This is a genomic window from Pseudomonas sp. LPB4.O (genome assembly GCF_038383825.1).
Taxonomy (GTDB): Bacteria; Pseudomonadota; Gammaproteobacteria; order Pseudomonadales; family Pseudomonadaceae; genus Aquipseudomonas; species Aquipseudomonas putida.
This window is the reverse complement of sequence record NZ_CP151298.1, coordinates 6,052,084-6,072,417: the sequence shown is the minus strand read 5'-3', so window position 1 is coordinate 6,072,417 and position 20,334 is coordinate 6,052,084. Positions and strand designations below refer to the sequence as shown.

Here is a 20,334-nt window from a genome sequence, read left to right as displayed (position 1 = left end):
TACTGCACAGGCCTTGAATGCAGCGGATGACCTGTGGGATCCGGCTTGCCGGCGATAGGGCCGGAACAGGTCAACCGCGGAAGTGGCTGGGTGCCACACCACTCCAGCGCTGGAAGGCATGGCGGAAACTGGCCGTCTCGCTGAACCCCAACGTTTCGGCAATACGGTAGATGGGCATCTGCTCATCGGCCAGCAACTGCTTGGCCCGCTCGAACCTGAGCTCGTCCAGCAGCTGTTGATAACTGCTGCCCAGCGCCTGTAGATGCCGACGCAAGGTGCGGGATGAGCAGTTCATCTGCCGTGCCAGGCCTTCCAGCCCCGGCGCGGCATCCAGTTGCTGCGTCAGCAACTGACGAATCCGCCCCAGCCAGGCCTGACGGCCGGTGAACTCAAGGTTCAGGCGCCGGCAGCGCTCGCTCATGGCCTTGTGGGTAATCGGGTCGGCCAGCGGCAGCGGCGTATCCAGCCAGCGCCGTTCGAAGGCGAAGGCATTGTCCTCGGCGGCAAAACCGACCGGGCACTGGAATGCATTGGCATAGTGCGTGTGGTAACCGGGCCGTGGGTGCTCGAAGCGGGCGCCCAGCAATGGTAGCGGGCGGCCAAGCAGGTCATCGCAGATGACTTTCAGCGACACCAGGCAGAACTCTGCGTTGAAAGCGCTCAGCGCCGGGCTGTCGTGGTAATCGCTGGCGCTGAACCAGACCCGCTGGCCATCGTCGAGCAAGCGCAGCTTGAAGACTGTTCCCAGCAGTGCCGGATATTGCAGCGCCAGGCGCAAGGCGTCACCCAAAGTGGCACTGGAGAGCAGGGCGTAACCGAGCATGCCGTAGCACGACACGTGCATGCGGCGGCCCAGTTCCAGGCCGATGTCCTCGCGCCGGGCCACGGCGTTGGCGCACACCTGCAGTTCCTGCTGGGTGGTGATGCGCGCATCGGCGTGCCCCAGGTCGGCCGGGCCAATGCCGCTGCCGGCCAGCAGCGCCGAAGCCTCGCAACCGTCCGCCTGGAACACGTTGAGGATCAGCGAAACTGCGTTGAGGGTGGTCAGGTGACTGTGCAGCATGCTGGGTAATCCCGTGGGGCTGGGACGCATTATGGAGCAAGTTGTGTGCCGATATCCGGGCGTTCAGGCAAAATCCATCAGGCAAAAAAAGGCCCGAAGCAATCGCTCGGGCCTTGAAAGGTTGAGAGGTGTCTAGTCCCTTAACCTGGTGAGACTGTTTGCAGCAGCCGGGTTACGCCTTCAGCGGAACCAGACGTGGAGCGATCATGTTTTCCGGACGCAGGATGTCGTTGAGCATCTCTTCGTCCAGCAGCTTCTCTTCGCGCACCAGTTCCAGTACGCCACGGCCGGTTTCCAGGGCAACGCGGGCGATACGGGTGGCGTTTTCGTAGCCGATGTACGGGTTTAGGGCAGTGACCAGGCCGATCGAGTGCTCGACCAGTTCACGGCAGCGCTGTTCGTTGGCAGTGATGCCGACGATGCAGTGCTCGCGCAGCATGTCCATGGCGCGTTGCAGCAGGCGGATCGAGTCGAAGATCTTGTAGGCGATCAGCGGTTCCATCACGTTCAGCTGCAGCTGGCCACCTTCGGCGGCGACGGTCAGGGCCAGGTCGTTGCCCATGATGGCGAAGGCGACTTGGTTGACGGCTTCCGGGATAACCGGGTTGACCTTGCCTGGCATGATCGAGCTGCCTGGCTGACGCGCTGGCAGGTTGATCTCGTTGATGCCGGTGCGTGGGCCGCTGGACAGCAGGCGCAGGTCGTTGCAGATCTTCGACAGCTTGACCGCGGTACGCTTGAGCATGCCGGAGAACAGCACGAAGGCGCCCATGTCGGAGGTGGCTTCGATCAGGTCGGCAGCCGGTACCAGCGGCTGGCCGCTGATGGTTGCCAGGCGCTGTACGGCGAGCATCTGGTAGCCCGGGTCGGCGTTGATGCCGGTACCGATGGCAGTACCACCCAGGTTGATTTCGGTCAGCAGCTCAGGCGCCAGCGAACGCAGACGGTTGAGGTCTTCGGTCATGGTGGTGGCGAAGGCGCGGAATTCCTGGCCCAGGGTCATCGGCACGGCGTCCTGCAGCTGGGTACGGCCCATCTTCAGTACGTGGTCGAACTCTTTACCTTTGGCAGCGAAGGCCTGGATCAGGCTGTCGAGGCTGGCCAGCAGGGCATCGTGACCCAGCAGCAGGCCCAGGCGGATAGCGGTCGGGTAGGCGTCGTTGGTCGACTGCGCCATGTTCACATCGTTGTTCGGGTGCAGGTACTGGTACTCACCCTTCTGATGGCCCATGGCCTCCAGCGCGATGTTGGCGATGACTTCGTTGGCGTTCATGTTGGTAGAAGTACCAGCACCGCCTTGAATCATGTCCACCACGAACTGCTCGTGGTAGTCGCCCTTGATCAGTCGTGCGCAGGCTGCGCTGATCGCGGCGTGCTTGGCATCGCTCAAGTGCCCCAGCTCACGGTTGGCGTCAGCAGCTGCCTGCTTGACCATCGCCAGGCCCACTACCAGTTTCGGGTAGTGCGACAGCGGAACGCCGGAGAGGTGGAAGTTGTTGGCAGCGCGCAGGGTCTGGATGCCGTAGTAGGCATCAGCAGGAACTTCAAGGGTACCCAACAGATCTTTTTCGACGCGGAACGATGCAGCGGAGGACATGATGTATATCATCTCGATATTGACCCGGCACATGCCGGAATGGCGCCAATCCTAGGCCTGAAGGTGATTTTGCGGCCAATGCTGTTGCACGCTAACCTATGCACAAACGGCATAGTGTTTCATGTGACGCCAATTGACATTCGAGCGTGTTCCATTTTGGTGCACGCCGGGAGATGTGCTTCGTGAACCTTGAAAGCAAATGGCTGGAAGATTTCAGTGCGCTGGCTTCTACCCGCAGTTTTTCTCAGGCCGCAGAGCGGCGTTTCGTCACCCAACCGGCCTTCAGCCGGCGTATTCGCAGCCTTGAAGCGGCGTTGGGGTTGCAGCTGGTGAATCGTTCCCGCACGCCCATTGAACTGACAGAGGCCGGCCAGCTTTTTCTCGTCACGGCGCGCACTGTTGTCGACCAGTTAAGCGAAATTCTCCGCCATTTGCATCATCTTGAGGGCGGGCAGGGCGAGGTTGTGCAGGTGGCTGCGGCGCACTCCCTGGCGTCGGGCTTTTTCCCCCGGTGGGTGGCCCAGTTGCGCAACGACGGTTTGAACATCGCCACCCGCCTGGTTGCGACTAACGTCGGAGATGCCGTGCATGCATTACGCGAAGGTGGCTGCGACCTGATGCTGGCCTTCTATGACCCGGACGCGGCCCTGCAGATGGATGCCGAGATCTTCCCGTCGTTGCACATGGGCAACACCGAAATGTTGCCGGTGTGCGCCGTGGATGCCGAGGGCAAGCCGTTGTTCGACCTGGAGGGTGAGGGCAGCGTGCCGTTGTTGGCCTATACCGCTGGCGCCTTCCTGGGCCGCTCGGTCAATTTGCTGCTGCGCCAGCGCAACCTGCGCTATACCACCGTGTATGAGACCGCCATGGCCGACAGCCTCAAGAGCATGGCGCTGGAGGGCATGGGTATTGCCTGGGTACCGCGCCTGTCGATGCGTGGCGAGCTGGAACGAGGCGAGCTGGCCGTGTGTGGCGGCAGCCAGTGGCATGTGCCACTGGAAATTCGCCTGTACCGCTGCGCCCTGGTGCGCAAGGCCAACGTCAGGCTGTTGTGGCGCAAGCTGGAGGGTGCGGCGGCGGTTGACCCGAAAGTCAGCCAAAGCCCCGAAAAATAAGGCCCGACAGTTGGTCGCCGGGGTGCCTTAAACGCACCACCTTACGGTATACTGCGCGGCCTTTCGACCGGATGCGTCCGGTCCAGATCAGCAAACAAGCCACGCCGGTCGTCCCGCGTGGCTTGTTGTTTTTTGACGCGCCCACGGGCGCACAAGCGAAGAGGCTCGACGATGAGTGCACTGGTTGGCGTGATCATGGGCTCCAAGTCCGATTGGTCCACCCTTAGCCACACCGCCGATATGCTGGAAAAACTCGGCATTCCCTACGAAGTGAAGGTGGTTTCTGCCCACCGCACCCCGGATCTGCTGTTCCAGTATGCCGAGGAGGCCGAAGGCCGCGGCATCGAGGTGATCATCGCCGGTGCCGGTGGCGCAGCCCACCTGCCAGGCATGTGCGCCGCCAAGACCCACCTGCCGGTGCTGGGTGTGCCGGTGCAGTCGTCGATGCTGTCGGGCGTCGATTCGCTGCTGTCGATCGTGCAGATGCCAGCCGGCGTGCCGGTTGCCACGCTGGCCATCGGCCGTGCCGGTGCGATCAACGCTGCGCTGCTGTCGGCCAGCATCCTGGGCGCCAAATACCCGCAGTACCACGCGGCGCTCAAGCAGTTCCGCACCGAACAGACCGACACTGTGCTGGACAACCCAGACCCCCGCCAGGCTTGAGGCTCAACCCATGAAGATCGGTGTAATCGGTGGCGGCCAGCTGGGCCGCATGCTGGCCCTGGCGGGCACCCCGCTGGGCATGAACTTCGCTTTCCTCGACCCGGCACCGGACGCTTGTGCCGCGCCGTTGGGCGAGCACCTGCGTGCCGACTACGGCGACCAGGACCACCTGCGCCAGCTGGCCGACGAAGTCGACCTGGTCACCTTCGAGTTCGAAAGCGTTCCGGCCGAGACCGTGGCGTTCCTCTCGCAGTTCGTGCCGGTCTACCCCAGCGCCGAAGCGCTGCGCATCGCCCGTGACCGCCTGTTCGAAAAGAGCATGTTCCGCGACCTGGGTATCCCGACCCCGGCCTTCGCCGACATCCTTTCCCAGGCAGACCTGGACGCTGCGGTGGCCAGCATCGGCCTGCCGGCGGTGCTGAAAACCCGCACCCTGGGCTACGACGGCAAGGGTCAGAAGGTGCTGCGCACGCCAGAAGACGTGGTAGGCACCTTCGCCGAGCTGGGCAGCGTGCCGTGCCTGCTGGAAGGCTTCGTGCCGTTCACTGGCGAAGTGTCGCTGGTGGCGGTGCGTGCCCGTGATGGCGAAACCCGCTTCTACCCGCTGGTGCACAACACCCACGAAAGCGGCATCCTGCGCCTGTCGGTAGCCAGCCAGGCGCACCCGCTGCAGGCCCTGGCCGAAGACTACGTGGGCCGTGTGCTGCAGAAGCTGGACTACGTCGGCGTCATGGCCTTCGAGTTCTTCGAGGTTGACGGTGGCCTGAAGGCCAACGAAATCGCCCCGCGTGTGCACAACTCTGGGCACTGGACCATCGAAGGCGCCGAGTGCAGCCAGTTCGAGAACCACCTGCGCGCCGTTGCCGGCCTGCCGCTGGGCTCGACCGCCAAGGTGGGCGAGAGCGCGATGCTCAACTTCATCGGTGAAGTGCCGGCCGTGGACAAGGTTGTCGCCATCGGCGACTGCCATCTGCACCACTACGGCAAGGCCTTCAAGGTCGGCCGCAAGGTTGGCCACGCCACCCTGCGCTGCCATGACATGGCCACCCTCGAGCGCAAGATTGCCGAAGTAGAGGCTCTGATCAGCAACTGATCGGGCTACAGATCGAACTTCTGCAAGCGGCTTGCCCTCTGAACATGGCAACAAGCCAAAGCCCGTCTAGGCTTTGGCTTGCTCCATATTCACTGCAGAGGGATTGCCATGGGCATCATTGGAACCATCTTCATCGGCCTCATCGTTGGCCTGCTGGCCCGCTTCATCAAGCCGGGCGACGACAGCATGGGCTGGATCATGACCATCCTGCTGGGTATTGCCGGCTCCTTGCTGGCTACCTATGGCGGCCAGGCACTGGGCATCTATCAGGCCGGGCAGGCGGCGGGCTTCCTTGGCGCGCTGATCGGTGCCGTGGTCCTTCTGGTGATCTACGGATTTATCAAGAAACGCTGAATACTGGTTAGAATGCCCGGCAATTCATCCGAGTTGCCGAGCATTGCCATGCGAGCCTTTTTCCTCGTCTCCCTCCTGTTGGCCAGTACCCTAGCCCATGCCGAACTGCCTGAAACCGACTGGCTGGAGCTGATGCCCAAGTCGGACCAGAAAGCGCTCGAGCAAATGCCCGAAATCGACCATAACTCGCCGGAAGCCATGGGCACCTTTACCGACAAGGGCGGGCTGAAGCAGAGCAAGGGCCTGCCAGCGGTGATGTATTCGACCAAGACCGTGGCGACCATGAACGGCAAGGACATTCGCCTGGGCGGCTACCCGGTGCCACTGGAAAGCGACGCCAAGGGCAACAGCACGCTGTTCTTCCTGGTGCCTTACCCAGGCGCGTGCATCCATGTGCCGCCTCCGCCGCCGAACCAGCTGGTGCTCGTGCGCTACCCGAAAGGGTTGAAGATCGATGACATCTACACACCGCTGTGGGTCAGCGGCAAGCTGAAGGTAGAGAAGGTCAGTAATGACCTGGCCGATGCGGCCTATGCGCTGGATGCGGGGAAGGTGAGGGTGGTGGAAGACGCAGACCTCTGATTGCCTGCACCGGCGTATTCGCGGGTAAACCCGCTCCCACAGGGTCACCACGAGCCTCAGGCGTTGCGCGGTCCCTTGTAGGAGCGACCTTGTGTCGCGAAAGGACCGCGCAGCGGTCCCGGGGGCTTCAGATCAAAGCGCTTCGCTGGCAACTACCACGCTCAGTGAGTGACTCGCGCCAGGCTTCAATTCCACAAGGTCATCCCACACATTCGCCGTCTCGATGCACAGCATGCGCTGCCAGCCGTCGTCAGCCATGTCCGCCAGCTCCCGCGCCCGATCAGTCCATGGGTTCCAGATCACCGCCGACCGCGAGCCGCTGCTGGTCAGGTTTATCCGCCGGTTCCAGTGCGGGTCGACAATGCTCAGGGTCTGAGGGGTGTCGAGGTAGATCCGGTCAGTCTCCCCGGCAAACGCCAGTGCCCCCTGCTGCTCACGCTGTTCCCAGTCCGCCAGCGTTTCGATATAGCCCAGGCCCTCGACGCCTTCGACCCGCGCCCGGCGCACATCACTAACCGCGAAGTAGCTGTGCAGTGCCTGGCTGATGGTAACGGGGGTATTGCCCATGTTGCGGCTGGTCAGGTTCAGCTTCAGCGCTTCATCCAGCTCTATCACCAGTTTCAGTTCGACATCATGAGGCCAGTCGGGTAGATCGCCCTGCGCTTCAGGCAACTGGAATTCGATGCGCAGGCCGGTGCCCGCTGCCTCGATACCCAGCAGCTGCCAGTCACGCGAGCGCGCCAGCCCGTGAGCAGGCGCCTGCTCGCCGTGGTACATGGCCTGAACGGCTTGGGGGTTGCGCTGCAGGTTGCCGAACCACGGCCAGCACACCGGCACACCGGCGCGGACCGACTTGCCCTGGCGGAAGATGGCTTGGTCGCTCAGCCACAGCAGCGGCGGCTCGCCGACCCGCTGGTAGCTGAGGATCTGTGCCCCCTGCTGGGCGATCAGGAGTTCGGCGCGGTCGCTGCTGATACGCCAGCAGTTGAGTTCGCCATGTTGCTCGGTTACGACCTGGTAGGTAGCCATTGCGTTCGTCTCATTGATTGCCAGTGGGCCTTGGACCCGGGCACATGCAATGAGTTTACCGCCCGCGTGGCTCAGCGACGAGGCACGGAACGGGTGCGGCCACTGCCGTCGATGGCAACGAAGACGAATGCTGCTTCGGTAACCTTGCGCCATTCACTGGACAACGGGTCGTCGCTCCACACTTCGACCATCATCTGGATCGAGCTGCGGCCGATTTCCAGGGTCTGGGTATAGAACGACAGCTGTGCGCCCACCGCGACGGGTACCAGGAACGCCATGCGTTCGATGGCCACGGTCGCCACGCGGCCACCGGCGACGCGGCTGGCCATGGCGGTGCCGGCCAGGTCCATCTGGGCAACCAGCCAGCCGCCGAAGATGTCGCCAAATCCGTTGGTCTCGCGCGGGAGTGCGGTGATCTGCAAGGCCAGGTCGCCTTGCGGGATTGGATCTTCTTGTTCGAGCTCAATCATGCGATGGGGCCTCTGACCCGTGACGCTTTCCGTTGATGTGGCGCAAAGGCCGGGTAAACGATTCAGCTTGAAACATACTACGCCGATTTCGTTTCACTGGACGGCCGTAGGGAAACTCTGCGAAACCGTCTGACATAAAGACCGGCGTTTTCGCACAACATCCCACGCTGGCAGCAACCTTTTCCTACGAATCGCCAGTATATAGAGCATAACCGCCAGCGACGACCGCGCATTCATGAATATCTGTATGGATTTTGTATCGCTTTCGGCGCGCCTCGGCAATTTGCTATCTTCGCCTGTCTCCCAATCCAGAAGCCGCGTGCCAAGCGGCCTGCATGCCCTACAAGAGAACAACGAGCGATGACTTCCGTGCCGAGCAGTATCGAGCAGCCCCCGCGGCCGCTGACCCGCAGTGATTACAAGACACTCTCACTGTCCGCCCTGGGTGGCGCACTGGAGTTCTACGACTTCATCATCTTCGTGTTCTTCGCCACGGTGGTTGGCAAGCTGTTCTTCCCGGCCGACATGCCCGAGTGGCTGCGCCTGATGCAAACGTTCGGCATCTTCGCCGCCGGCTACCTGGCGCGGCCGCTGGGCGGCATCATCATGGCCCACTTCGGTGACCTGCTCGGGCGCAAGAAGATGTTCACCCTGAGCATCTTCATGATGGCCCTGCCGACCCTGATCATGGGCCTGCTGCCAACCTATGCACAAATCGGCATGTGGGCGCCGATCCTGCTGCTGCTGATGCGGGTGATCCAGGGCGCTGCGATTGGGGGCGAGGTGCCGGGCGCCTGGGTGTTCGTCTCCGAGCACGTACCGGCGCGCAACACCGGCTATGCCTGCGGCACCCTCACCGCAGGCCTGACGGCGGGCATTCTGCTGGGCTCGCTGGTGGCAACCCTGATCAACAGCGTGTACAGCGCTGAAGAAGTGGCCGATTACGCCTGGCGTATTCCGTTCCTGCTCGGCGGTGTGTTCGGCCTGTTCTCGGTGTACCTGCGCCGCTGGCTGCACGAAACCCCGGTGTTCGCCGAGATGCAGCAACGCAAGGCGCTGGCCGAGGAGCTGCCGCTACGCGCCGTGCTGCGCGACCACCGCGGCCCGATCATCCTGTCGATGCTGCTGACCTGGATGCTGTCGGCCGGTATCGTGGTGGTTATCCTGATGACTCCTGCGCTGCTGCAGAGCTTCTACCACATCAGCCCGATCGACTCGCTCAAGGCCAACAGCATGGCCATCGTGCTGCTCAGCTTCGGCTGCATCGGCGCCGGCAGCCTGGCCGACCGCTTCGGCGCGGGGCGGGTGTTCGTGATCGGCAGCCTGTTGCTGCTGGCCAGCTCCTGGACCTTCTACCACAGCCTGCCGACCCGGCCCGAGCTGCTGTTCCCGCTGTACGCGCTGACCGGCCTGTGCGTGGGTGTGATCGGCGCGGTGCCCTATGTAATGGTCAAGGCATTCCCGGCGGCGGTGCGCTTCAGCGGGCTGTCGTTCTCGTACAACGTGGCCTACGCGATCTTTGGTGGTTTGACGCCGATGGTGGTGACCGCGCTGCTGAAAGTAAGCCCGATGGCGCCTGCCTACTATGTGGCAGGGCTGTGCGCCGTTGGTCTGGCCGTGGGCCTGTACCTGCTCGCCAACAAGCGCTGATCTGTTTCGGGGCTGCTGGCCTCTTCGCGGGCACGCCCGCTCCCACAGGGCTCAGCACAACCCCTTTGGGAGCGGTCGTACACCGCGAAGAGGCCAGACCTGTTATCAGTGATGGCCTTTCATCCAATTGTCACAATGAAGTCATATCGTGTTCATGCGGCCTGCCGATACTTGGGCCCGTTCCATCCAACACCCCAATATTCCTGCTAGGAGCAAGGCATGAAACTGAAGCGTTTGATGGCGGCCCTCACCTTTGCCGCCGCTGGCGTTGCAACCGCCAACGCGGTAGCCGCTGTCGATCCTGCAATCCCGACCTACACCAAAACCACCGGTGTTTCGGGCAACCTCTCCAGCGTCGGTTCCGATACCCTCGCGAACCTGATGACTCTGTGGGCCGAGGCCTACAAGAAGGAATATCCGAACGTAAACATCCAGATCCAGGCGGCCGGCTCTTCCACTGCGCCACCCGCGCTGACCGAAGGCACCGCCAACCTCGGCCCGATGAGCCGCAAGATGAAGGACGTCGAGCTGCAGGCCTTCGAGCAGAAGTACGGCTACAAGCCGACCGCCATCCCGGTCGCCGTCGACGCCTTGGCCGTGTTCGTGCACAAGGACAACCCGATCAAAGGCCTGACCATGGAGCAGGTCGACGCAGTCTTCTCCTCCACCCGCCTGTGCGGTGGCAAAGCAGACGTGAAAACCTGGGGCGACCTGGGTGTGACCGGCGACCTGGCCAACAAGCCAGTGCAGCTGTTCGGCCGTAACTCGGTGTCGGGCACCTACGGCTACTTCAAGGAAGAAGCCCTGTGCAAAGGCGACTTCAAGCCTAACGTGAACGAACAGCCTGGCTCGGCTTCGGTCGTGCAGTCGATCAGCAGCTCGCTGAACGGCATCGGCTACTCGGGTATCGGCTACAAGACCGCCAGCGTGAAGACTGTTCCGCTGGCCAAGAAGGGCAGCACCGAGTACATCGACGACAACGAAGAAAACGCCCTGAACGGCAAGTACCCGCTGTCGCGCTTCCTGTACGTCTACGTCAACAAGGCCCCGAACAAGCCTCTGGCCCCGCTGGAAGCCGAGTTCGTCAAGCTGGTGCTGTCGCAAGCGGGCCAGCAGGTCGTGGTGAAGGATGGCTACATCCCGCTGCCGTCCAAAGTCGTCGACAAGACCCTGGCTGACCTGGGCCTGTCGCACGCTGGTAACGTCGCAAAGAAGTAAGTAATTGAAGAAGGGGCCGGTGCTGATGCCCGGCCTCTTCCACGTATTTCCAGTCCGAAGCCAGGTCTTCTGTGCGGCGGGCTTTCGTGCGTCACCACTTTGTAATGTTTTTGTCACACGGGACCGCTAGGGTGTGCGCATGAATGATCTGGCCAATTCCAACATGACCCAAAACTCCCAGCCCGTGCGCATTGATTTCAATACGCCCGAGTTGCAACGCAAGCGCCGCATCCGCGCGCTGAAGGACCGCCTGACCCGCTGGTACGTGCTGGTGGGCGGGCTTGCCGTATTGGCGGCAATCACCTTGATCTTCTTCTACCTGGCCTATGTGGTGTTGCCACTGTTCCAGGGTGCCGAGCTGACCAGCAAGAAGGCCCTTGAGCCGACCTGGCTGCAGCAGGATGCCGGCAAGCCGCTGATGATCGCGCTTGAAGAACAGAACCTGGTGGGGATGCGAGTTTCGGACAAGGGCCAGGCACTGTTCTTCGATACCAAGACCGGTAACGAGCTCAAGCGGGTCGACCTGCCAGTGCCGGCAGACGCCCAGGTAACCTCGATCAGTAGCGACCAGCCGGGCAGCCCGCTGGTGGTGCTGGGCTTGTCCAATGGTCAGGCGCTGGTGTTCCACCACACCTACAAGATCACCTACCCGGACAACAAGAAAACCATCACCCCCGGCATCGACTACCCCTACGGTGAGCAGCCGTTCGTGCTCGACGAACAGGGCCGTGCGCTGGAGCACGTCAACGTCAACGTCAATGGCGACACCCTGGTACTGGCCGGGTCCACTGGCGCGCACCTGCAGGTGGTGCAGCTGACCCGCACCGAAAACATGATGACCGAAGAGGTCACCACCGAGCAGAACCGTATCGTGCTGCCGCAGATGACCGAAGCAGTGAAGAACATCTTCATCGACCCGCGTCAGCAGTGGCTCTACGTGATCAACGGCCGCGCCACCGCCGACGTGTTCAGCCTGCGTGACAAGAGCCTCAACGGCCGCTACAAGCTGGCCGAAAGCGCTGACACCGAAATTACCGCCAGCGCCCAGTTGGTCGGCGGCATATCGCTGATCATCGGTGACTCCAAAGGTGGCCTGGCCCAATGGTTCATGGCACGGGACCCGGACGGCGAATCGCGCTTCAAGCAGATCCGTACCTTCCAGATGGGCAAGGCCCCGGTTGTGCAGATTGACGCCGAAGAGCGCCGCAAGGGCTTCATCGCCCTGGACGCCGACGGCAAGCTGGGCGTGTTCCACAGCACGGCGCACCGCACCCTGCTGGTCGAGCCGGCCGCCGACGGCCCAGGCACCCTGGCCCTGTCGCCGCGTGCCAACCGCATCATCATCGAAGAGGGCGGCAAGCTGCTGCCGCTGAGCCTGCGCAACCCGCACCCTGAAGTTTCCTTCAGCGCGCTGTGGGGCAAGGTGTGGTACGAGAACTACGATGAGCCGAAATACGTCTGGCAATCGACCGCTTCCAATACCGACTTCGAACCCAAGCTGAGCCTTTCGCCGCTGACCTTCGGTACGCTGAAAGCCGCGTTCTACGCGATGATCCTGGCCGCCCCGCTGGCCATTGCCGCCGCCATCTACACCGCCTACTTCATGGCCCCGGGCATGCGCCGCAAGGTCAAGCCGGTGATCGAGTTGATGGAAGCGATGCCGACGGTGATCCTCGGCTTCTTCGCCGGCCTGTTCCTGGCCCCTTACCTCGAAGGCCACCTGCCAGGCGTGTTCAGCCTGTTCCTGCTGATGCCGCTCGGCATCCTGCTGGCCGGCTTCACCTGGAGCCGCCTGCCGGAGTCGATCCGCCTGCGGGTGCCAGATGGCTGGGAAGCCGCGATCCTGATACCGGTCATCCTGTTCACCGGCTGGTTCGCCCTGACCATGAGCCCGCACCTGGAAAACTGGTTCTTCGGCGGTGACATGCGCCTGTGGATCACCAACGACCTGGGCATCACCTACGACCAGCGCAACGCTCTGGTCGTGGGTATCGCCATGGGCTTTGCGGTCATCCCGAACATCTATTCCATTGCCGAAGACGCCGTGTTCAGCGTGCCGCGCAGCCTGACCCTGGGCTCGCTGGCGCTGGGTGCGACGCCTTGGCAGACCCTGACCCGCGTGGTCATCCTCACCGCCAGCCCGGGTATCTTCTCGGCGCTGATGATCGGCATGGGCCGTGCGGTGGGCGAGACCATGATCGTGCTGATGGCCACCGGCAACACCCCGGTGATGGAGATGAACCTGTTCGAGGGCATGCGCACCCTGGCCGCCAACGTGGCCGTGGAAATGCCGGAATCGGAAGTCGGTGGCAGCCACTACCGCGTGCTGTTCCTGGCCGCGCTGGTGCTGTTGATGTTCACGTTCGTCATGAACACCTTGGCCGAGCTGATTCGCCAGCGTCTGCGCAAGAAATACTCGTCGCTTTGATAGAAAGGTAGCGATCCGTGAAAAAGGATTCCCTCAAAGGCTGGTTCAAGAGCGGCGCCCCAGGCGTCTGGATGAGCGGCGGCGCCGTGGCCATGGCGGTGATCATGACCGTTGGCCTGCTGGCGGTGATTGCCGTGCGCGGCCTGGGCCACTTCTGGCCGGCCGATCTTGTCCAGGCCACCTACAAGGTACCGGGCCAGGCTGACCACATCGTCATCGGCGAAGTGGTGCAAAAGGAAGAGGTACCCCGTGCCCGCCTGAAGGGGGCCGGCCTGCCGGTACCGGAGCAGGGCCCGGAGTTCATGACTCGCGAGCTGATCAAGGTGGGTAACCGCGACCTCAACGGCAGCGATTTCACCTGGGTGGTCGGCGACTGGCTGGTCGATGAACAGCGCCCGGCCGACCTCATCGCCCTGGCGCGCCGCGAGTGGGGCAACTTCTATGGCTACCTGGTCAGCGTCAAGGAAGAAGGCCGCGTGGTTGCCGAAGGCCCTGCTGCCTGGAACGAACTGCAGGCCCGCCTCAAGCGCGCCAGCCAGCTCAACGGTGAGCTGCAGCAGCTGGAGAAGAAGGACATCGGTGCCATCAACCATGGCCTTGAGCGCCTGCGCCTGCACGCCCGCAAGCTGGAGCTGGACGGCAAGCTGGACGCCGCCGCCCAGGCCGACATGGACGCCGACCGGGCCGAGCTGAACAGCCGCTACAAGGCCATCGAAGACCGCTTGAGCGGCCTGCACCAGGCCTTCGCCCGCGACAGCCTGGTGGCACGCGATGGCAACGGCCGCGAAGTGGAAATCAACCTGAGCAAGGTGGTGCACGCCATCCAGCCGAACGGCATGTCCGGCTTCACCAAGCTGGGTACCTACTTTGCCAAGGTCTGGGAGTTCCTCAGCGATGACCCGCGTGAGGCCAACACTGAAGGCGGTATCTTCCCGGCTATTTTCGGTACCGTGATGATGACCCTGATCATGGCCGTGATCGTCACCCCGTTCGGTGTGCTGGCTGCCGTCTACCTGCGCGAATACGCACGGCAAGGCCCGGTGACCCGACTGATCCGCATTGCGGTGAACAACCTGGCTGGCGTGCCGGCGATCGTCTACGGCGTGTTCGGCCTGGGCTTCTTCGTCTACGTGCTGGGTGGTTCTATCGACCGCCTGTTCTTCCCTGAAGCACTGCCGGCGCCAACCCTGGGTACCCCGGGCCTGTTGTGGGCATCATTGACCCTGGCACTGCTGGCCGTACCGGTGGTGATCGTGGCCACCGAAGAAGGCCTGGCGCGTATTCCGCGTACCGTACGCGAGGGCTCGCTGGCCCTGGGCGCGACCAAGGCCGAGACGCTGTGGAAGATTGTCTTGCCCATGGCCAGCCCGGCCATGATGACCGGCATGATCCTCGCCGTGGCCCGCGCCGCCGGTGAAGTGGCCCCGCTGATGCTGGTGGGTGTGGTGAAGCTGGCGCCTTCGCTGCCAGTGGACGGCAACTACCCGTACCTGCACCTGGACCAGAAGATCATGCACCTGGGCTTCCACATCTATGACGTCGGCTTCCAGAGCCCGAACGTCGAGGCCGCGCGGCCGCTGGTGTACGCCACGGCACTGCTGCTGGTACTGGTGATCGCCTCCCTCAACCTCTCGGCCGTGTGGATCCGCAACCACCTGCGTGAGAAGTACAAGGCGCTGGACAGCTGATCAAAGCTTTAAGTCACAAGCGGCAAGCTCCAAGCAGATTGCCGCTTTGCCCTAACTTGCAGCTTGCAGCTTCAAGCTCGCAGCTACAAACGGAGTGAGACCATGCAGCAAGATTCTCATACCCACGGCATCGACATGTCTGCCCTGGGCCGCAACAAGCAGGGCCTGCAACTGGCCGAAGAAACCGTGGCCATCGAAGTGCCGGGCCTGAGCCTGTTCTATGGCGACAAGCAGGCGCTGTTCGATATCAGCATGAACATTCCCAAGCAGCGCGTGACCGCCTTCATCGGCCCGTCCGGCTGCGGCAAGTCGACCCTGCTGCGCACCTTCAACCGCATGAACGACCTGGTTGACGGCTGCCGTGTGGAAGGCGCCATCAACCTCTACGGCAACAACATCTACCGCAAGGGCGAAGACGTGGCCGAGCTGCGCCGTCGTGTGGGCATGGTGTTCCAGAAGCCCAACCCGTTCCCCAAGACCATCTACGAGAACGTGGTCTACGGCCTGCGTATCCAGGGCATCAACAAGAAGCGTGTGCTGGACGAAGCCGTCGAGTGGGCGCTGAAAGGCGCGGCCCTGTGGGACGAGGTCAAGGACCGCTTGCACGAGTCGGCGCTGGGCCTGTCCGGCGGCCAGCAGCAACGTCTGGTCATCGCCCGCACCATTGCCGTGGAACCGGAAGTGCTGTTGCTCGACGAACCTTGCTCGGCACTGGACCCGATCTCGACCCTGAAGGTTGAAGAACTGATCTACGAATTGAAATCCAAGTACACCATCGTCATCGTGACCCACAACATGCAGCAGGCAGCCCGGGTTTCGGACTACACCGCGTTCATGTACATGGGCAAACTGGTCGAATTCGGGGACACCGATACCCTGTTCACCAACCCGGCGAAGAAACAGACCGAAGACTACATCACCGGTCGCTACGGCTAGCAGCCACGCGGCCCGCTCCCACAGGGAATGACACGAACTACATGAAGCTTGCAGCCTCTTCGCGGAGCGAACGATGATCAACAAAGAAAGCCTTACCCACCATATTTCCCAGCAGTTCAACGCCGAGCTCGAAGAAGTGCGCAGCCACCTGCTGGCCATGGGTGGCCTGGTGGAAAAACAAGTCAACGACGCCGTTACGGCGCTGATCGAGGCCGACTCGGGCCTGGCCCAGCAAGTGCGCGAAGTCGACGAGCAGATCAACCAGATGGAGCGCAACATCGACGAGGAATGCGTGCGCATCCTCGCCCGTCGCCAGCCGGCGGCGTCGGACCTACGCCTGATCATCAGCATTTCAAAGTCGGTGATCGACCTTGAGCGCATCGGCGACGAGGCGACCAAGATCGCCCGCCGCGCCATCCAGCTGTGCGAAGAAGGCGAGTCGCCGCGCGGCTACGTCGAGGTGCGCCACATTGGCGACCAGGTCCGCAACATGGTCCGCGATGCGCTGGACGCCTTTGCCCGCTTCGATGCCGACCTGGCGTTGTCGGTGGCCCAGTACGACAAGACCATCGACCGCGAGTACAAGACCGCCCTGCGCGAGCTGGTGACCTACATGATGGAAGACCCGCGCTCCATCTCGCGGGTTCTGAGCGTGATCTGGGCGCTGCGTTCGCTGGAACGTATCGGTGACCACGCGCGCAACATTTCCGAGCTGGTGATCTACCTGGTGCGCGGCACCGACGTTCGCCACATGGGCCTCAAGCGCATGACGGCAGAAGTGCAGGGTACCGCTGTCGCCGATGGCGAAAAGGCTAATGTTCCGGGCGAATCTGACGATAAGTAAGGTTGCTCCCGAGCTTCGACGCCCGGCCTCGGCCGGGCGTTTTCGTTTGCGGTCGAGGAGCCGGCAGGCACCCGCGAACGATGTGAAGAAGTCCCGGCGTGACCAGGTTGTAGCAAATAGCCATTATTTGGCAGTAGGCTAGTCGGGATTCAGAAGGAGTATTGATGAGTAAAGTGAATGTGCTGGTCGTGGATGACGCCCCGTTTATCCGTGACCTGGTCCGCAAGTGCCTGCGCAATGCCTTCCCGGGCATGGCCATCGACGACGCCGTCAATGGTCGCAAGGCCATGGCCATGCTCGGCAAGGAAGCCTTCGACCTGGTCCTGTGCGACTGGGAAATGCCGGAAATGTCCGGCCTGGAATTGCTCACCTGGTGCCGTCAGCAGCCTGCGCTGAAGAACCTGCAGTTCATCATGGTGACCAGCCGTGGCGACAAGGAAAACGTCATTCAGGCGATCCAGGCGGGCGTGTCCGACTTTGTCGGCAAGCCGTTCACCAACGAGCAACTGCTGACCAAGGTGAAAAAGGCGCTGACCAAGATCGGCAAGCTCGACAGCCTGATGGCCATCGGCCCGGCGCGGGCCAACTCGGCATTCGCCAACGATTCGCTGAGTGCCCTGACAGGTGGCAAGCCAGAGGCGGCCAAGGTGACGGCCCCCGCGCCAGCGCCGGGCGCTGCCAAACCATTGGTCAATGCACCCACGCCGTCGGCCCCTGCTCCGACGGGGCGCGGCCAAGGCCAGTTGCGCCTGGCTAGCGGCATGCAACCGTGCGTGATCAAGGCGCTGAGCCTGAAAGAGGCACTGCTGGTGGTACGCCGCAGCGAAGCGCTGCCGCAGGTGCTGGAGGGCGCCGTGCTGGACCTGGAGCAGGGCGAGAACGCTGAAGTTGCGCGTTTGAACGGCTACCTGCATGCCGTCGCAGCCTTGGAGCCCAAGCCCGACAGCGACTGGCTACAGTTGACCTTCAAGTTTGTCGACCAGGACGCCCAGAAGCTCGATTACCTGTCGCGCCTGATTGCCCGCGGGACGGCGCAGAAGCACTTCACCCCCGGCGCCTGACAACCAGGCAGCAGGTCAACCCTTGTGGGAGCGCCCCGGCAAGGCCGCTCCCACAGAGAAAGCGCCATCCGACCAACTGCAATACCTGCCTCAAAACCCGCTGCTAGGCTTCGATAGATCATAACTGTCAAAAAGCCACTATCATGCCCGCCCGCCTGCTGCTGTTCTGTGCATTGCTCATGGCCTCGGCGTCGAGCCTGGGTGTGACGCTCTACAAGATCACCGACGACTTCGGTGTCATCTCATATTCCGACCGGCCAGGCCCGGGCGCCAAGCCCTTGGTGCTGCGCGAGCCCATGGTCGAAACGCTCGAAGGCCAGGTGCTGCTGAACGCGAAAACCTTCGACGGCGGCGTGAGCTTTTCGGCACGCAACGAGCTGCATGTGCCGGTAGAGGTCGAATTGCGCCTGGACAACCTGGTAAACGCGCAAGGCGGCGATGCCCCGCGTATCGTGCGCCGGCTGCTGCCGCCGCGCACCACGCAAATGCTCAGCGTGCTCAGGGGGCGGCCCGGGCTGCTGCTGAACTACCGTTCGACCCTGCTGCAGGCCATGGGTGACCCGGGCAAGCGGCCCCAGGGCTTCCGGTATGCGTTCCCCTGGGTCGGCGGGCCATTCCGCGTCACCCAGGGCCCTAACGGCCGTGTCAGCCATTTTGGGCCCAAGGGGCGCTACGCCATGGATATCGCCATGCCCGAAGGCACTACCATCATCGCGGCGCGCGAGGGCGTGGTGGTGAAGACGGAAAACAGCCAGAGCGGTCGCGCGCCCAACCCCTCGGGTAACTTTGTCAGGATCCTGCACCCGGACGGCACCATGGGCGTGTACCTGCACCTGATGCGTGGTTCGGTGGTGGTGGCGGAGGGGCAACGGGTACGCCAGGGGCAGATGCTGGCCAGGTCGGGCAATACCGGCAACAGCACAGGGCCGCACCTGCATTTCGTGGTGCAGCGCAATGTGGGGTTGGCGCTGGAGTCGATACCTTACCGGTTCGACCGGCCGATCAGCGGGTTACCCGACTTTACTGCGGGTAACCCTTGAGATTGCCGGGCCTGCTTTGCAGGCCTTTCGCGACGCAGCAGCCCCATACCCCTCAATCCAGCTTGAGCACCTTGGCCAGCACGATCTTGGGCCCTTTCATCTTCTTGATGATGATGCGCAGCCCTTCGACCTCCAGCACTTCCTCTTCTTCAGGCACACGCTTGAGCGTCTCGTAGATCAGCCCCGCCAGGGTTTCCGCCTCGATGTGATCAAGGTCGATGCCCAGCAGGCGCTCTACCTTGAACAGCGGCGTATCACCCCGTACCAGCAGCTTGCCTGGCTGGTAGGCGAGAATGCCGCGCTCGGTCTTGCGGTGTTCGTCCTGGATATCGCCCACCAGTACTTCCAGCACGTCTTCCATGGTCAGGTAGCCGATGACCTTGCCGTCGGCTTCCTCCACCAGCACGAAATGCGCGCCGCCCTTGCGGAACTGCTCCAGCAGTTGCGACAGCGGCATGTGCCGCGATACGCGCTCCAGTGGCCGGGCGAGGTCGTCCAGGTCGATGGTTTCGGGCAAGTGCTCCAGCTCGGCAAGCTCCAGCAGCAGGTCCTTGATGTGCAGCAGGCCAGTGAATTCTTCACGCTCGGCGTCATACACCGGGTAGCGGCTGAATTTGTGGCGACGTATCAAAGCCAGGATCTGCTTCAGCGGCGCATGGGCATCGATGCTGACCATATCTTCACGCGAGTTGGCCCAGTCGACCACTTCCAGCTCGCCCATTTCCACGGCCGAGGCGAGCACACGCATGCCTTGGTCGCTTGGGTCCTGGCCACGGCTGGAGTGCAGGATCAGCTTCAGCTCTTCACGGCTGTAGTGATGCTCGTGGTGCGGGCCCGGTTCGCCCTGGCCGGCAATGCGCAGGATGGTGTTGGCGCTGGCATTGAGCAGGTAGATCGCCGGGTACATCGCCCAGTAGAACAGGTACAGCGGCACTGCCGTCCACAGCGACAGCAGCTCGGGCTTGCGGATGGCCCAGGACTTGGGCGCCAGCTCACCGACCACGATGTGCAGGTAGGAAATGACAAAGAACGCGACGAAGAACGAAACGCCCTTGATCAGTTCGGGCGAGTCGACACCGAAGTATGCGAGCAGCGGCTCGAGCAAGTGGGCAAAGGCCGGTTCGCCGACCCAGCCCAGGCCCAGGGAGGCGAGGGTGATGCCCAGCTGGCAGGCCGACAGGTAGGCGTCGAGCTGGTTGTGTACCTTGCGCAGAATGTTGCCGCGCCAGCCATGCTGCTCGGCAATGGATTCCACGCGGGTGGCGCGGAGCTTGACCATGGCGAACTCGGCGGCAACGAAAAAGCCGTTGAGCAGCACCAGCAGCAAGGCAAAGATGATCATGCCGAAATCGGCGAATAACGAGGTGACGCTGATACCAGGGGAAGGGTCCATGATGGAGTTTTAACGGGGTCCGTCTTTGAGATTGAGAGAAAAAAAGTGCCAGCTCTTGCTGGCACAGGGGATCCAATGTAGCGGCTAGGGCCGTAAAAGCAAAGGGCGGC

At 62.7% G+C, this 20,334-nt stretch carries 18 protein-coding genes; 13 read left to right on the top strand and 5 right to left on the bottom strand.

Annotated features, from left to right (window positions below; translation table 11 throughout):
• Positions 1 to 70: 70 nt before the first annotated feature.
• Both MRBLPB4O_RS27440 and aspA read right to left on the bottom strand, forming a co-directional pair.
• Positions 71 to 1,063 (bottom strand): AraC family transcriptional regulator, encoded by a 993-nt coding sequence (locus tag MRBLPB4O_RS27440; protein ID WP_341797155.1) that lies wholly within the window; start codon positions 1,061 to 1,063, stop codon positions 71 to 73.
• Positions 1,064 to 1,235: 172 nt separating this feature from the next.
• A complete protein-coding gene (aspA, locus tag MRBLPB4O_RS27435) occupies positions 1,236 to 2,660 on the bottom strand; it encodes an aspartate ammonia-lyase (RefSeq protein ID WP_041168153.1) in 1,425 nt (474 codons plus the stop codon).
• 182 nt (positions 2,661 to 2,842) lie between these two features.
• Here aspA and MRBLPB4O_RS27430 point away from each other — a divergent pair, with 182 nt between their 5' ends.
• The 5 genes from MRBLPB4O_RS27430 (at position 2,843) to MRBLPB4O_RS27410 (ending at position 6,467) form a co-directional block, all read left to right on the top strand.
• Entirely contained in the window at positions 2,843 to 3,775 is a 933-nt protein-coding gene (locus MRBLPB4O_RS27430; RefSeq protein ID WP_341797154.1) for a LysR substrate-binding domain-containing protein, read from the top strand.
• Between the two features lie 171 nt (positions 3,776 to 3,946).
• Positions 3,947 to 4,438 carry a 5-(carboxyamino)imidazole ribonucleotide mutase gene (gene purE, locus MRBLPB4O_RS27425; protein WP_016489856.1) on the top strand — a complete coding sequence of 164 codons (492 nt, stop codon included), beginning with the start codon at positions 3,947 to 3,949 and terminating at the stop codon, positions 4,436 to 4,438.
• Between the two features lie 10 nt (positions 4,439 to 4,448).
• The gene (locus MRBLPB4O_RS27420; protein ID WP_016502259.1) at positions 4,449 to 5,531 is read left to right on the top strand and encodes a 5-(carboxyamino)imidazole ribonucleotide synthase; all 1,083 of its coding nucleotides are present in this window, start codon (positions 4,449 to 4,451) and stop codon (positions 5,529 to 5,531) included.
• 108 nt (positions 5,532 to 5,639) lie between these two features.
• Positions 5,640 to 5,885 (top strand): GlsB/YeaQ/YmgE family stress response membrane protein, encoded by a 246-nt coding sequence (locus tag MRBLPB4O_RS27415; protein WP_012054121.1) that lies wholly within the window; start codon positions 5,640 to 5,642, stop codon positions 5,883 to 5,885.
• A gap of 48 nt (positions 5,886 to 5,933) precedes the next feature.
• Positions 5,934 to 6,467 carry a DUF3299 domain-containing protein gene (locus MRBLPB4O_RS27410; protein ID WP_341797153.1) on the top strand — a complete coding sequence of 178 codons (534 nt, stop codon included), beginning with the start codon at positions 5,934 to 5,936 and terminating at the stop codon, positions 6,465 to 6,467.
• A 132-nt stretch (positions 6,468 to 6,599) separates the two neighbouring features.
• On the opposite strand, the gene MRBLPB4O_RS27405 is transcribed toward MRBLPB4O_RS27410, so the two are convergent.
• Complete coding sequence (locus tag MRBLPB4O_RS27405) at positions 6,600 to 7,496, bottom strand: D-hexose-6-phosphate mutarotase (protein WP_341797152.1); 897 nt, start codon at positions 7,494 to 7,496, stop codon at positions 6,600 to 6,602.
• A 71-nt stretch (positions 7,497 to 7,567) separates the two neighbouring features.
• Positions 7,568 to 7,966 (bottom strand): acyl-CoA thioesterase, encoded by a 399-nt coding sequence (locus tag MRBLPB4O_RS27400; RefSeq protein ID WP_016489852.1) that lies wholly within the window; start codon positions 7,964 to 7,966, stop codon positions 7,568 to 7,570.
• A gap of 360 nt (positions 7,967 to 8,326) precedes the next feature.
• Between MRBLPB4O_RS27400 and MRBLPB4O_RS27395 the strand changes: the two genes are divergently transcribed.
• The 8 genes from MRBLPB4O_RS27395 (at position 8,327) to MRBLPB4O_RS27360 (ending at position 18,831) form a co-directional block, all read left to right on the top strand.
• On the top strand, positions 8,327 to 9,616 hold the full coding sequence (locus tag MRBLPB4O_RS27395) for an MFS transporter (RefSeq protein WP_049277693.1): 1,290 nt from the start codon (positions 8,327 to 8,329) through the stop codon (positions 9,614 to 9,616).
• 219 nt (positions 9,617 to 9,835) lie between these two features.
• Entirely contained in the window at positions 9,836 to 10,834 is a 999-nt protein-coding gene (locus MRBLPB4O_RS27390; protein ID WP_341797151.1) for a phosphate ABC transporter substrate-binding protein PstS, read from the top strand.
• Between the two features lie 139 nt (positions 10,835 to 10,973).
• Entirely contained in the window at positions 10,974 to 13,262 is a 2,289-nt protein-coding gene (locus MRBLPB4O_RS27385; RefSeq protein ID WP_341797150.1) for an ABC transporter permease subunit, read from the top strand.
• Between the two features lie 71 nt (positions 13,263 to 13,333).
• Positions 13,334 to 14,950 (top strand): phosphate ABC transporter permease PstA, encoded by a 1,617-nt coding sequence (pstA, locus tag MRBLPB4O_RS27380; RefSeq protein ID WP_341798939.1) that lies wholly within the window; start codon positions 13,334 to 13,336, stop codon positions 14,948 to 14,950.
• A gap of 102 nt (positions 14,951 to 15,052) precedes the next feature.
• Positions 15,053 to 15,886, top strand: a complete 834-nt coding sequence (gene pstB, locus MRBLPB4O_RS27375) for a phosphate ABC transporter ATP-binding protein PstB (protein ID WP_341797149.1) — start codon at positions 15,053 to 15,055, stop codon at positions 15,884 to 15,886.
• 73 nt (positions 15,887 to 15,959) lie between these two features.
• Positions 15,960 to 16,730: a phosphate signaling complex protein PhoU gene (phoU, locus tag MRBLPB4O_RS27370; protein WP_016489846.1), complete on the top strand. Its 771-nt coding sequence runs from the start codon at positions 15,960 to 15,962 to the stop codon at positions 16,728 to 16,730.
• Positions 16,731 to 16,894: 164 nt separating this feature from the next.
• Positions 16,895 to 17,791 carry a response regulator gene (locus MRBLPB4O_RS27365; RefSeq protein WP_059394544.1) on the top strand — a complete coding sequence of 299 codons (897 nt, stop codon included), beginning with the start codon at positions 16,895 to 16,897 and terminating at the stop codon, positions 17,789 to 17,791.
• Positions 17,792 to 17,934: 143 nt separating this feature from the next.
• Positions 17,935 to 18,831, top strand: coding sequence for a peptidoglycan DD-metalloendopeptidase family protein (locus MRBLPB4O_RS27360; RefSeq protein ID WP_341797148.1), 897 nt, complete (start codon positions 17,935 to 17,937; stop codon positions 18,829 to 18,831).
• Positions 18,832 to 18,883: 52 nt separating this feature from the next.
• Here the strand turns inward: MRBLPB4O_RS27360 and MRBLPB4O_RS27355 are convergent, their stop codons facing one another.
• Positions 18,884 to 20,224 (bottom strand): hemolysin family protein, encoded by a 1,341-nt coding sequence (locus MRBLPB4O_RS27355; RefSeq protein WP_059394542.1) that lies wholly within the window; start codon positions 20,222 to 20,224, stop codon positions 18,884 to 18,886.
• Positions 20,225 to 20,334: the final 110 nt, after the last annotated feature.